This is a genomic window from Rubrivirga halophila (assembly GCF_046845755.1).
In the GTDB taxonomy this organism is placed as follows: domain Bacteria; phylum Bacteroidota; class Rhodothermia; order Rhodothermales; family Rubricoccaceae; genus Rubrivirga.
In genome coordinates this window covers 767540-779601 of record NZ_CP177357.1, presented here as the reverse complement: position 1 = coordinate 779601, position 12062 = coordinate 767540, and the positions used below count along the sequence as shown (strand labels likewise).

The following is a 12062-nucleotide window of genomic DNA, read 5'->3' as shown; positions in this document are numbered from 1 at the left end:
GCACTACGGGCCGGCGCTCCGATCTGCCCAAGTTGGCCGGCACACCCCCACGCGACGCCATGCTTCGTACGGTCCTCCTCGCCCTCGCCCTCTCCGCCCCCGCGTTCGCCCAGGGCGTCCCGCTGGAGCCCGAGCCCGCCGAGCGGCCGACGGAGGCGCCGCGCCCGGCGCCGACGCCCCGCCCGGCGCCCGAGCCGACCGTCGTCCGCCCCGGGACGGCCGTCGCCCAGGCCCGCATCGACCGCGGCCCGCGCCGCGTTGGCGGCCCCCGGACCGGGTTGACCATCCTGAGCCCCGGCACCGTCGACCGCATCAACGACGCCTACGACACCGGCGACGGCGACGCGCGGATCTCGCAGGACTTCCCTGTGGTGACGCAGTTCGGGTGGCAGTTCGAGAACCGCCTGTTCCAGACGGATGAGGGCCTGACCGGCCTGGCCGAGTGGGTCGTGCTGTTGGGCGGCGCCGACCGTGGCGTGTTTCTGCCGAGCCTGACGTTTCTGGCCGGCTTGCGCGCGCCGGGCGGGTTCGAGGTCGGTGTCGGGCCCAACCTGTCGCTCGGCGGCGCCGCGTACGCCATCGCCGTCGGCACCACGACGGCAGTCGGCGAGGTCGGCATCCCGATGAACGTGGCCGTCGTGTTCGGGCAGGACGGCCCGCGCGCGAGCGTGCTCGTCGGGTTCACCGTCTCGGAGCGGCGCTGGTAGCGGGGCTCGGGCGAGGGCAGCCCCGGTCTCCCCGGATGGGGAGCGCAGCGACCGGCCGCCGCGGGAGGGCGCGCGCGCGAACCCCGCCCCCTCGGCCGGGTAGCTTGCGGCCTGCCCCCCGACCCATGCCCGAGACGCCCGCCCTCCGCTTGACGAACACGCTGTCGCGCCAGCTCGAGACGATCGAGCCGGCCGCGCACGCGCCCGACGGCCGCCCCCTCCTGCGGTTCTACAGCTGCGGCCCGACGGTCTACAGCTACGCTCATGTCGGCAACTTCCGCACGTTCCTGACCGCCGACCTGCTCGTCCGAACGGCCGACGCGCTCGGCTGGGCCGTCCGCTACGTCTCGAACGTCACCGACGTCGGCCACCTCACCGAGGACGACGTGGCCGACGGCGCCGGCGAGGACAAGATGGCGCGGGCGCTGGCGTCGAAGGAGGGCGAGGCCTTCGAGACCGTCTGGGACCTCGCGCGCCACTACACGGCCGCCCTCCAGCGCGACTGGGACGCCCTCGCCCTGCGCGAGCCCGACATTCGCCCCCGGGCGACCGAGCACGTCCGCGAGCAGATCCTGGCCGTCGAGGCGCTGATCGCCTCGGGCCACGCGTACGAGACCGACGACGGCGTCTACTTCCACGTCCCGAGCTTCCCCGACTACGGCAAGCTGTCCGGCAACACCGACGCGGACGCGCTCGTGGACGGCTCGCGCGAGGTCGTCCGCGACGACGGCAAGCGCGACCCGCGCGACTTCGCGCTGTGGAAAAAGGACGCGGGCCACTTGATGCAGTGGCACTCGCCGTTCACGCAGGGCGGCACCGACGGCTGGGGCTTCCCCGGCTGGCACCTCGAGTGCTCGGTGATGGCCCAGAAGTACCTCGGCGAGACCATCGACCTGCACGGCGGCGGCGAGGACCTGCGCTTTCCCCACCACGAGTGCGAGATCGCCCAGGCCGAGGCGCTCACCGGCCAGCCGTTCTCGCGCTACTGGATGCACACCCGATTCCTCCAGGTCGAGGGCGAGAAGATGTCGAAGTCGAAGGGCAACTTCCTGACCGTCCGCGACTTCCTCGCCGAGCCGGACACGGGCGGGCGGGCCGACTGGGGCGCCCCGCTCGACCCGCTCGCGCTCCGCCTCGCGCTGATCTCGGGCCACTACGCGCGCCCGTTCAACCTCACGCAGAAGGGGCTGGAGGACGCCGCCAAAAACCGCGCCCGTTTCTCGGATGCCCTCGCCGCTGCGCGGGCGGCCGACGTGTCTGACCGGCCGGGAGCGGACACCCTCATGCCAAAGCTCAATGCGGATTACGCAGATGCGCTCCGGGCGATGGCGGACGACCTCAACACGCCGGAGGCCATCGCGGCGGCCCTCCGAGGCGCGAAGACGATCCGGAACGAAGGCGCGCACTCTCCCCTCTCGGCAGCGTCGGGCCGCGCCGCCCTCGCGTACCTCGGCCGCATCGACGCCCTCCTCGGGATCGTCGGCATGGACGCCGCGCCGGCGGACGACGCCAGCCCGGACGACGCGCTCGCGGCCCAGGTCGAGCCCCTCGTCGTCCAGCGGACCGAGGCGCGGGCCGCCAAGGACTGGGCCCGCGCCGACGCCATCCGCGACGAGCTGGCCGCGCTCGGCGTCGAGGTGGTCGACACGCCGAGCGGGCCCGAGTGGCGGCGGATCTAGCCCGCCGGCACACACTCGACATCGGTGGCATCCGGAGCGGAGCGAGCCCTGGCGAACGCAGTCGAAGGGTCTCCGTCGGGCACGGCGGTGTGCTTGACGGAGACCCTTCGACTCGCTCCGCTCGCTCAGAACGACACGTTGCGTGAGCGGAGGTGGAGACCAGCGGCCCGCGCTACAGGACCACGGCGCGGAGCTCGGCCCAGACGCCGGCGTGGTCGCTCGGCCAGATCCCGCCGACGCGGTCGGACGGCTCGTCGAGCACGACCTCGGCCTCTACGACGCTGTCGAAGCCGCGGTAGAACACCACGTCGATGCGCGTCCGGAGCGCCGAGACCTCGTTGCGGAGCTCGTCGTCCTGGCAGCACGTCGGCGCGGCGCCGGCCGGGACGGCATCCGTCAGCGGGCCGGTCAGCGTCTGGTAGCTTGTCCCGTTCGCGTTCCCGTCCGAGTTGATGTCGCCCACGAACACGATCGGGCCCGTCGTGCTGCTGAAGACCGGGAGGAACTCGCCCGCCTGGAGCACCTGGAGCGGCTCGGCCGGGCCGCCCACCTCGAGGTGCGTGTTGATAAACGTGAACGCGAGCCCGTCGACCGTCGCGTCGACCGTCTGGTAGCCGCGCACGAACGTCTGGTCGACGCCGCCGACGGGCTGGGTCAGCAGGGTCCGGAACGACTGCTCGGTCGGGTTGCTCGTCGAGACGCCGGCCTTGGCCAGGATCACGTCGGCGTCCTGGTAGCGGACGTCGAAGAACGTCGCGCCGTCGGTCGTGCCCGGCAGCTCGACGTCGGCGTTGTTGGAGACCGAAACGACCCGGTAGTCGCCGCCCTGGGCCGCGAGCGACGCCATCAGGAGGTCGAGAAAGTCGATCGTGACCTCGGTCGCCGAGGTTGCCGCCTGGCCCGGCAGGTTGTCGCCGGGGCTCTGGATGTAATACGTCGAGACCTCCTGCAGGCCGACCAGGTCGGGCCCGACGCGGACGATCTCGGCGGCGATCGCCGCCATCCGCGACGCGGGGTCGGACTGGAGGACGGTCCCGTAGAGCTCGGCCACGCGGACCGGGACGAGGTTCGGGTTCGGCTCGCCGGCCACCAGGAACAGGTCGGCCCCGAGGTACAGGTTCTGCGTCATCACGCGCACGTCGGCGGTCGCGCCGGCGGGGTCGTCGGAGTCGCAGCCGGCGACGGTGAGGGACAGGGCGAGGAGGAGGAGCGGAAGTCGGCGCATTGGGGGGAGGGCATGTGGGACGCGCAAGATCGGTCGCCCGGCCCGCGTGCGCCTGAGCGTCTCGTACTAGCTCCGGCGTCGCGCCGGGATCGCCGGTCGCCCGATGCGCGTGGACAGCAGGCCTCCCCCCCCGCCGATCGCCGCCCATGCCCCTCGACGCCTCCGACTACTCCGCCCTCGAGGGCGGCCTCGTCCGCATGCTGGACCGCTTGCAGGCCGAGGGCACGGCGACCAAGGACCCCGAGATCGACCAGTTTCTCCGCGACGAGCCGAACGCGGTCCTGCTCGGCCTCCTGTACGACCAGCGGGTGCTCGCCGAGACCGCCTTCGCCGGCCCCCACAAGCTCCACCAGCGGCTCGGCCACCTCGACATGGCCCGGATCGCCGACATGGACCGCGAGGCGTTCGCCGAGGTCTTCGTCCAGACCCCGGCCGTCCACCGGTTCACCAACAAGATGGTGGACACCACGCAGGCCGTCGCCCGCCGCGTCGCCGACGACTACGGCGGCGACGCGGGGCGGATCTGGGCGGACGGCGACGCCAGGGCCGTCGAGAAGCGGGCCCAGGCGCTCCCCGGGTTCGGCGCCATGAAGGCGATGAAGCTGGAGTACTGCCTGTACTACTTCGGGCACCGCGACCTCAGCGAATCGTAGACCGTCGCCGCGCCGCGTGACGGCGCCATGAAGCCCCGCCCGGGACGAACCCCGGACACCCCCCCGCGTTTAGAGCGCCACCTCTGACGACCCATGTCTCACCTCGACGTCCCCTCCTGGGCTTGGGCCGCGCTCAACGGCTACGTGGTCGTCCTGCTCCTGCTGGACCTCTTGGTGTTCAACAAGCGGGCGCACGAGATCAAGTGGCGGGAGGCCGCGAGGCTGTCGGCGTTCTTCGTCGCCGCCGCCTTGTTGGTGAACGGGGCCGTGTGGTGGGCCTACGGCACCACGGCCGGGCTCACGTTCTTGACCGGCTACCTCGTCGAGCTGTCGCTGTCGGTCGACAACCTGTTCGTGATCGCGGTCCTGTTCGGCTTTTTCGCCGTGCCGCTGCGCTACCAGCACCGCGTGCTGTTCTGGGGCATCTTCGGGGCCATCGTGATGCGGGCCACGATGATCCTGCTCGGCGTGGCGCTCGTGGAGCGGTTCCACTGGGTGCTCTACATCTTCGGGGCGTTCCTGCTGCTCACCGGCTTGCGGATGTTCCGCCACAACGACGAGGTCGCCGACGTGGGCGACAACAAGGTGCTCAACCTGCTCCGCCGCGTGCTCCCGGTGACCCGGAGCTACCACGGCGAGCACTTTTTCCTGCGCAAGCTCGGCCGGCTCTGGGTGACCCCGCTGTTCCTGGTCCTGGTCATGATCGAGCTGACCGACGTGGTCTTCGCCGTCGACTCGATCCCGGCGATCCTGGGCGTGACGACCGACCCGTTCCTGGCCTACAGCTCCAACATCATGGCCGTCGTGGGCTTGCGGGCGCTGTACTTCCTGTTGGCCGGCGTCATCGAGCGGATCCGCTACCTTCACATCGGGCTGGGCGCCGTCTTGGTGTTTATCGGGACGAAGATGCTGCTGGAGCCGTTCGGCGTCCACCTGCCGACGTGGCTCTCGCTGCTCGTCGTGGTGACCTGCATCTCGGCCGCCGCCGCGTTCTCGTGGGCCGCGGACCGCCGCGACCGCCTCGCCACCGACGCGCTCGTGCCGCCGCCCGGCGTCCCCACGCCCGGCGGCGATGGGGTCTCGGACGCGTCGCCGCCCGTCGCGCGGCCGTCGGACCGGGACTGAGCCAGGGGACGGGGCCACCGCCCGGGCGGACCACGGCAGTCGCCTCCCCGAAGCCAGTTCCGAACCGACGTTACACGTCCACCACGAAAAGGTGCGAGAGGTGGCCGGCCCGCGTCGAGACGTGGGCACGGCCGTCGGGGCCGCGGCCCGTGCGCATCGTCGTCGAGAGCGCCGTCGTGCCCGGGCGGTCCCCGGGGGCCGTGGAGATGGTGCGCGTCTGGCCCGGGGCGTTCGGGTCGTAGACGGCGAGCGTGGCCGCGAGCGGCCCCGTCCGGTCGATCCCGAAGGCGACGACCTGGTGGAGCGCGAACGGGTCCGGCGCGTCGCCGACGAGCCCCAGCACGGCGGGGCGGCCCTCGCGCAAGCGGGCCTCGACGGCGTCGAGCTCGCGCTCGAGGGCGTCGGCGAACGGGCCCTGCTCGCCGGCGCGAAGCGCGCGGAGCCACCACGCGGCGAACGTCGGGAGCGAGGCGCGCAGCGTCCTTTCTTGCCGCTTGCGCAGGAGCGCCCGCATGGGCCCGGCCGCGAGGTCGGCGGTCGGCGTGCCTCGGCTCGGCCACCGCTCGACGGCCGCCAGCGCCATCCCGCCGCACAGCCCGAACGTCGGCCACCGCCGGGCGATCGCGCGGACGATCCCGTCGCCCCAGCCGAGCCGGCCGAGCGCGGCGCCCGCCACGAGCCCGGCAACCCCGCCCCGCGCCCCGCTGGCGGCCCCGCCGGCCGCGGCGCCCAGCGCGACCGGCACGGCCGAGGCCCCGCGCAGCCGCCGCGCCAGCAGGCCGAGGTCGTCGTCGGTCCACGTAAACGAGTTGCGGAAGGCGAACCCGTCGCGGGCGGGGTCGAAGTCGAGGCGGAGGGCGGGCATCGGGGATCGGGGGCGGCGGCGCACGGTACGAGCGGGCGCGGCCGGGGGTCCGGCGGAATGCCCCCCGCACAGGACGGCCGAGCGCTCGGCCCCGCGTACTTTTGCCGCCCGAGTCTTCGTTCGACTCGCACGCCTATGCTGCACCCGATTCTCTCGCTCGTTTTCGCGTCGCTCCTGGGTTGGGGCCTGCTCGGCGACCTCTTCGGCGGGCCCGACGAGGTCCGCCCGCCCGCTCGTGACGCCGTCGCCGCCCAGGTCGAGGCGCGGCTCGCGCACCCGGCGCGGCACCCCGCGCTCGCGACCGTCTACGACGCGCCCGCGCTCCGCTGGGCGACCGCCGGCGACCGCGCCGCCGTCGCCGGCCTTCTCGAGGACGTCGAGTCCGACGGCGTCCCGGCGGCCGACGTCCACGCCGACGTGGTCCCGGCCTTGCGCCGGGCGCTCGCCCGCGCCGAGCGCCAGTGGGCCGCGCTCGACGGCGAGGCGAGGGATACGCTCGCCGACCCCCGCCCCGCCCTCTTGGCCGCCGTCGACGTGGCGCTGAGCGACGCGCTCCTGCGCGCCGGCGACGCGCTCCGGGGCCGGCGCGCCGACCCGGCGCGCCTGTACACGCACTCGTGGTTCCCCGTCGCCCGCGACTCGACCGGCGCCCTGTTCGACGCGCTCGCGGACGCGATGCGCGGCGGCAACCCGGCCCAGACCGCGCGGGCGCTCGACGGCTTGCGCCCGCCGCACGACGGGTACCGCCGCCTGCGCGCGCGGTTGGCGGCGCTCTCCACAGGCCTCGCGCCCGTGCCCGACGGCGCGACGCTGCTCCCCGGCCAGCGGTCGGTCCGCGTGCCCCACGTCCGCGACCGGCTGGCGGCGTGGGGCTACGTCCGGCCCGACACGCTCGACGCCTGGGCCCGCCCCGACGCCTACGTCTTCGACGACTCGCTCGCGGCCGCCCTGGGCCGCTTCCGCGCCGACCACGGGCTCGGCCCCGACGCCGTCCTCGATGCCGCCGCCACCGACGCGCTCAACACCGACCTCGGGCCTGTCCGCGCGACGATCGCCCTCAACCTGGAGCGCTGGCGCTGGCTCGCCGACGACCTCGGTGACCACTTCGTGTGGGTCAACCTGCCCGCCTTCGAGCTCCGCGTCGTCCAGCGCGACAGCGGGGCGGCGCTCGGCGCACCCTACGTTGAGGCGCTGCGGATGCCGGTCAACATCGGGAATGCGATGACGGCCGGGTGGACGACGCCCGTCATCACCGATTCCATCCACACCGTCGAGTTCCAGCCCGCATGGTACGTGCCGCGCTCGCTCGCGGCCTCGAACGTGTTCCCGATGGCCGTCGCCGACAGCCTGGCGCTGTGGCGGGCCGGCTTCGAGGTGTACCGCAACGGCGCCGCCGTCGACAGCCGGCTCGTGCCGTGGGATTCGGTCTCCGTCGGCGAGTTCCGGTTCGTGCAGCGGCCGGGCCCGGGAAATCCGCTCGGCCGCGTCAAGTTCTTGATGCACAACCCGTACGCGATCCTGATTCACGACACCAACAAGCGCTACACGTTCGACGACGGCGCCGGCTCGTCGATGTCGAGCGGGTGCGTGCAGGCCGGCGCGCCGGACGTGCTGGCAGAGTACCTGTTGACGACTGTCAACGGCTGGGAGCCGGGGCAGGCCGAGGCGGCGTGGCGGCGCGGGCCCCGGCGCGGGGTCGGGCTGGCGCGCCCGTTCCTGAGCCACTTCACGTACTTCACCGCCGTCGCCGAGCCCGACGGGCGCCTGCGGATGCTCGCCGACCCGTACGGCTACGACCCCCGCCTGGCGGCTGCGCTCGGGCTGGATTCGGAGACCACCGACGACGACCGACGAACCACCGGATAATCACGATGCGCGCGCTCCTCCTGTCTGCCGTCCTGCTGTCGAGCGCCGCGAGCGCGCAGACGGCGCCCGCCAGCCGGTGCGACGACGGCGCCCCGATGCCGACGCCGTTCCCGGCCGAGCCCGGCGCGGCCGAGGCGACCGCCGAGCTGTCCGGGCCGGAGCCCGTCCCAATGCCGAACCTGTGCGGCCCGTCGACCGTCGTCGCCCTCCGCGCGGACACGGCCCCGTCCGACGTGCGGATCTGGGAAGGGCCCGTCCCGATGTCCGACCTCGACCGGCTCCGTCGGCGCTTCGACGTCTTCCGCGAGCAGGTCGACCCGGCGCTCCTCCAGCGCCTCGACCCGGCGGTCCCGGGCGCCGATCGGTTCCTCCGCGACGTCGAGCCCTATGAGCTTCAGGACCGCTGGGTCCCGTACCCCGACCTCCACACCCCGGAGATGATGATCGTCCGGCCCGAGCGCCCTCAGGACACGCCGGACCTCCCGGCGGTTGCCCTCCCCTCCGGTCGCGAGTAGCTTGCCCACATGACGCCGACCGCGCTCCACACCGTCTGGCCCTCGTGGCATCCCACCGTTTCAGTGGGCGGACGGCCTGTGGCCTGACGCGATCGCGCCTTCCGTAGCGAGCCCACTGTTCAGCCGAGCAGGGGGCTTTTTTTATGCGGTCCCCCGTTCTCAGCCGTCGGTTCTCGGTTTCGCGCGCCGCCGCCCCCTACTCTTCCCCACCCGCTCTCCCCCCCTCACCGTGACCCTCACCGAGTTCGAGACGATCGTGCGCGAGCAGCTCCCGGCCGACGGCCGGCGGCTGGCGGTGCCGGTCTTCGTCCGCCGCTCGGCCGACCTGCTCACGCCGGTGTCCGCGTTCCTGGCGCTGCGCGAAGAGGGCCAGTTCGGGTTCTTGCTGGAGTCCGTCGAAGGCGGCGAGCGGCTGGGTCGGTACTCGTTCTTGGGCAAGAGCCCCTACCTCGTCGTCGAGAGCCGGGGCGCGCGGACGCGGCTCCACCGCCCGGCGGGTGGGTACTCCGGCGACGGCGCGCCGCACGAGGTCGAGCCCGTCGAGGGCCACACGTTCGAGGTGCTCGACCGGCTCCTGGCCGAGACCGAGCAGGCCGTCGTGGAGGGGCTCCCCCGCCTGACCGCCGGGGCCGTCGGGTTCGTGGGCTACGACGCCGTCCGCCAGCTCGAGGCCCTGCCGCCCGGCCCGCCCGACGTGCTCGGCCTGCCCGACGGCGTCTGGGGCTTCTACGACACCGTCGCCGCGTTCGACCACGTCCGGCACCAGCTCGTGCTGATGGCGACCGTCTTCGTCGACGCCGACTCGGACCTCCGCGAGCTGTTCGCGATGGCGACCGAGCGGCTCGTCGAGCTCGAGGACGACCTCTTGCAGGGCGGGATCCCCGGCGAGCCCGTGCGCCTGCTGGCGGCCGAGCCCGCCTCGTCCGTGGCCCGGGCGGACTACGAGGCGGCCGTCCGCAAGGGGAAGACCTACATCGTCGAGGGCGACGTTTTCCAGGTCGTCCTCAGCCAGCGCTTTGCGATGCCGTTCGCGGGCGACCGGTTCAACCTGTACCGCGCGCTCCGCCAGGTCAACCCGAGTCCGTACCTCTTCTACATCGACGTCGACGGGCTCGACGCGCCTGGCGCCGAGTTCGCGCTTGTCGGCTCGTCGCCCGAGGTGCTCACGCGTGTCGACCCGCGCGGGCCGGACCGCCGCGCGCTCGTGCTGCCCATCGCCGGGACGCGCCGCCGCGGCGAGACCGAGGCCCAGGACGCCGCCAACGAGGCCGACCTGCTGGCGGACCCCAAGGAGCGCGCCGAGCACCTCATGCTGGTCGACCTCGGCCGCAACGATCTGGGGCGCGTGTCCGAGGTCGGGAGCGTGACCGTCGACCGCTACGCCGAGATCGAGCGGTTCAGCCACGTCATGCACATCGTGTCGTCGGTGAGCGGCGCCGTGGCCGACCGGCCCGCCGCGAGCGTCCTCGCGGCGTGCTTCCCGGCCGGGACGGTCTCGGGCGCCCCCAAGGTGCGGGCGATGGAGATCATCGACGAGCTCGAGCCCGTCCGCCGCGGCCCCTACGCGGGCGCCGTCGGCTACGCCGGGTTCGACGGCGCGCTCGACACCTGCATCGCGATCCGCACGATGGTCGTCAAGGACGGCACGGCCTACGTCCAGGCCGGCGCGGGCGTCGTCGCCGACTCGGACCCCGCGGCCGAGTTCGAGGAGACGAAAGCCAAGGCCGCCGCCCTCTTCGCCGCCATGCGCTCCGCCACGTCCGACCTGCTGTAGAGGGATGGGGGGACACGGGATGCGGCATCCGCATTTCACCCCTCCATCCCGCATCCCTCCCTCTCCCTCTCGCCTCATGTTTCCTGCCCTCCGCCCGCTCCTCAACAAAGGCGGCGCCGGCCGCTACGTCTCCCGCCAGGAGAGCGCCGAGCGCCTGATGCCCGTCGCCGAGCGGCACCTCGACCTGCTCGACACCTACACGGCCGCGATGGCCGACTTCCCCGACGGCCCGAGCCGCACCCGGCTGGACGCCATGATGCCGTACCTGCGGACCGAGGTCGCCAAGATCTCCGAGACGATCCTGAGCCTGGGCGCCGCGCCGCCGACCGGCGCCGGCCGGGGACCCATCGCCCCCGTCACCGGCGACGCCCGCGCGCGCGTGGACGCCCTGCTCGACGCCGAAAAGGGCTTTAGCGATGCGCTCGCCCAAGAGGTCGACGTGGTCCACCACCAGGAGCGAACGCGCGCCATCCTCAATCACAACGCCGAGGCCTCGGCCGCCCGCATCGACCTGCTGCGCGGCATCGCCGCCGACCTCCCGCGCTAGCGCGCGCCCTGCTCGCGGCCCTTCCGGCCGCTCTGTGCTCTCGACCGCCGCTGGCGCACGCCGCCAGCCGCACGCCGCTCTCATGCCCGACGCCTCCCCCGTCCTCGTCTCCGGCATCCAGCCGTCCGGGACGCTCCACCTCGGCAACTACCTCGGCGCGATCCGCCAGAACGTGGCGCTCGCGAACGCCGCGGCCGCGCCGGAGGACGCCTACCTGTTCATCGTCGACTACCACGCGCTGACGACGCTGCGCGACCCCGACGCGCTCCGCCGGTACACGCTCGACGTGGCGCTCGACTACCTCGCGCTCGGGCTCGACCCCGACAAGGCCAACCTGTTCGTCCAGTCCGACGTGCCGGCGCTGGCGGAGCTGACGTGGATCTTCCTGTGCCTGACGCCCGCCTCCCAGCTCGAGAAGGGCGTCTCGTACAAGGACAAAGTGGCCCAGGGGCTCGGCGCCAACGGCGGGCTGCTGACGTACCCGATCCTGCAAGCCGCCGACATCCTGGCGTACTCGACCCCAGATCGCGAGCTGATCGTGCCCGTCGGCGCCGACCAGAAGCAAAACTTGGAGATCAGCCGCGACACGGCCGCCCGCTTCAACCAGGCGTTCCGCCCCGAGGACGCCCCGCTCTTCCCGATTCCGGAGCCGCTCATCCTCGACGAGGTCGCCGTCATCCCCGGCGTCGACGGCCGCAAGATGTCGAAGAGCTACGGCAACACGATCGGCATCTTCGACGAGGGCAAGGCGCTCAAGAAAAAGGTCATGTCGATCCTGTCGGACTCGACGCCACTGGAGGACCCCAAAGACCCGGAAGGCGACGCCACGTTCGCGCTCATCCGCCACTTCGCAACGGACGACGAGCGCGCCGAGATCGCCGACGCGTACCGGGCCGGTGGCTACGGGTACGGCCACGCCAAGAAGGCCCTCCTCGGCATGATCGACCGCCAGTTCGGCCCCGCGCGCGAGCGCCGCCGCGCGCTGGCGGCCCGCCCCGAGCGCGTCCGCGAGGTCCTGGCCGCCGGCGCCGACGCCGCCCGCCGGCGCTCCTCGGAGGTCATGCGCGAGGTCCGCGACGCCGTCGGCTTTCTCAACTGATCCCCGC

General features: G+C 73.1%; 11 protein-coding genes. 9 read left to right on the top strand and 2 right to left on the bottom strand.

The genetic code is table 11. The features are described from left to right. Positions 1-59: 59 nt before the first annotated feature. Together ACLIRP_RS03225 and cysS are read left to right on the top strand one after the other, a co-directional pair. The gene (locus tag ACLIRP_RS03225; protein ID WP_412062521.1) at positions 60-707 is read left to right on the top strand and encodes a hypothetical protein; all 648 of its coding nucleotides are present in this window, start codon (positions 60-62) and stop codon (positions 705-707) included. Positions 708-832: 125 nt separating this feature from the next. After that, a complete protein-coding gene (gene cysS / locus ACLIRP_RS03220; protein WP_412062520.1) occupies positions 833-2386 on the top strand; it encodes a cysteine--tRNA ligase in 1554 nt (517 codons plus the stop codon). Positions 2387-2558: 172 nt separating this feature from the next. Here cysS and ACLIRP_RS03215 read toward each other — a convergent pair whose 3' ends face one another. After that, the gene (locus tag ACLIRP_RS03215; RefSeq protein ID WP_412062519.1) at positions 2559-3611 is read right to left on the bottom strand and encodes an endonuclease/exonuclease/phosphatase family protein; all 1053 of its coding nucleotides are present in this window, start codon (positions 3609-3611) and stop codon (positions 2559-2561) included. A 146-nt stretch (positions 3612-3757) separates the two neighbouring features. Between ACLIRP_RS03215 and ACLIRP_RS03210 the strand changes: the two genes are divergently transcribed. Together ACLIRP_RS03210 and ACLIRP_RS03205 are read left to right on the top strand one after the other, a co-directional pair. Further along, positions 3758-4264: a hypothetical protein gene (locus ACLIRP_RS03210; RefSeq protein WP_412062518.1), complete on the top strand. Its 507-nt coding sequence runs from the start codon at positions 3758-3760 to the stop codon at positions 4262-4264. A 93-nt stretch (positions 4265-4357) separates the two neighbouring features. Beyond that, positions 4358-5389 (top strand): TerC family protein, encoded by a 1032-nt coding sequence (locus tag ACLIRP_RS03205; RefSeq protein ID WP_412062517.1) that lies wholly within the window; start codon positions 4358-4360, stop codon positions 5387-5389. 70 nt (positions 5390-5459) lie between these two features. On the opposite strand, the gene ACLIRP_RS03200 is transcribed toward ACLIRP_RS03205, so the two are convergent. Beyond that, positions 5460-6254 carry a hypothetical protein gene (locus ACLIRP_RS03200; RefSeq protein WP_412062516.1) on the bottom strand — a complete coding sequence of 265 codons (795 nt, stop codon included), beginning with the start codon at positions 6252-6254 and terminating at the stop codon, positions 5460-5462. Positions 6255-6389: 135 nt separating this feature from the next. Here ACLIRP_RS03200 and ACLIRP_RS03195 point away from each other — a divergent pair, with 135 nt between their 5' ends. From ACLIRP_RS03195 to trpS, 5 genes are all read left to right on the top strand, one after another. Continuing rightward, the gene (locus tag ACLIRP_RS03195; protein ID WP_412062515.1) at positions 6390-8120 is read left to right on the top strand and encodes a L,D-transpeptidase family protein; all 1731 of its coding nucleotides are present in this window, start codon (positions 6390-6392) and stop codon (positions 8118-8120) included. Between the two features lie 5 nt (positions 8121-8125). Continuing rightward, a complete protein-coding gene (locus ACLIRP_RS03190; RefSeq protein WP_412062514.1) occupies positions 8126-8635 on the top strand; it encodes a hypothetical protein in 510 nt (169 codons plus the stop codon). 229 nt (positions 8636-8864) lie between these two features. Then, entirely contained in the window at positions 8865-10409 is a 1545-nt protein-coding gene (locus tag ACLIRP_RS03185; RefSeq protein ID WP_412062513.1) for an anthranilate synthase component I family protein, read from the top strand. A 76-nt stretch (positions 10410-10485) separates the two neighbouring features. Beyond that, a complete protein-coding gene (locus ACLIRP_RS03180; RefSeq protein WP_412062512.1) occupies positions 10486-10956 on the top strand; it encodes a hypothetical protein in 471 nt (156 codons plus the stop codon). An 82-nt stretch (positions 10957-11038) separates the two neighbouring features. Then, the gene (trpS, locus tag ACLIRP_RS03175) at positions 11039-12055 is read left to right on the top strand and encodes a tryptophan--tRNA ligase (protein WP_412062511.1); all 1017 of its coding nucleotides are present in this window, start codon (positions 11039-11041) and stop codon (positions 12053-12055) included. Positions 12056-12062 lie beyond the last annotated feature (7 nt).

Excerpts from the sequence above, each read along its gene's own strand:
- cysS (WP_412062520.1), top strand. The coding sequence starts at position 833 with ATGCCCGAGACGCCCGCCCTCCGCTTGACGAACACGCTGTCGCGCCAG.
- ACLIRP_RS03215 (WP_412062519.1), bottom strand. The coding sequence starts at position 3,611 with ATGCGCCGACTTCCGCTCCTCCTCCTCGCCCTGTCCCTCACCGTCGCC.
- ACLIRP_RS03180 (WP_412062512.1), top strand. The coding sequence starts at position 10,486 with ATGTTTCCTGCCCTCCGCCCGCTCCTCAACAAAGGCGGCGCCGGCCGC.
- ACLIRP_RS03190 (WP_412062514.1), top strand. The coding sequence starts at position 8,126 with ATGCGCGCGCTCCTCCTGTCTGCCGTCCTGCTGTCGAGCGCCGCGAGC.
- ACLIRP_RS03195 (WP_412062515.1), top strand. The coding sequence starts at position 6,390 with ATGCTGCACCCGATTCTCTCGCTCGTTTTCGCGTCGCTCCTGGGTTGG.
- ACLIRP_RS03205 (WP_412062517.1), top strand. The coding sequence starts at position 4,358 with ATGTCTCACCTCGACGTCCCCTCCTGGGCTTGGGCCGCGCTCAACGGC.
- trpS (WP_412062511.1), top strand. The coding sequence starts at position 11,039 with ATGCCCGACGCCTCCCCCGTCCTCGTCTCCGGCATCCAGCCGTCCGGG.
- ACLIRP_RS03225 (WP_412062521.1), top strand. The coding sequence starts at position 60 with ATGCTTCGTACGGTCCTCCTCGCCCTCGCCCTCTCCGCCCCCGCGTTC.
- ACLIRP_RS03200 (WP_412062516.1), bottom strand. The coding sequence starts at position 6,254 with ATGCCCGCCCTCCGCCTCGACTTCGACCCCGCCCGCGACGGGTTCGCC.
- ACLIRP_RS03210 (WP_412062518.1), top strand. The coding sequence starts at position 3,758 with ATGCCCCTCGACGCCTCCGACTACTCCGCCCTCGAGGGCGGCCTCGTC.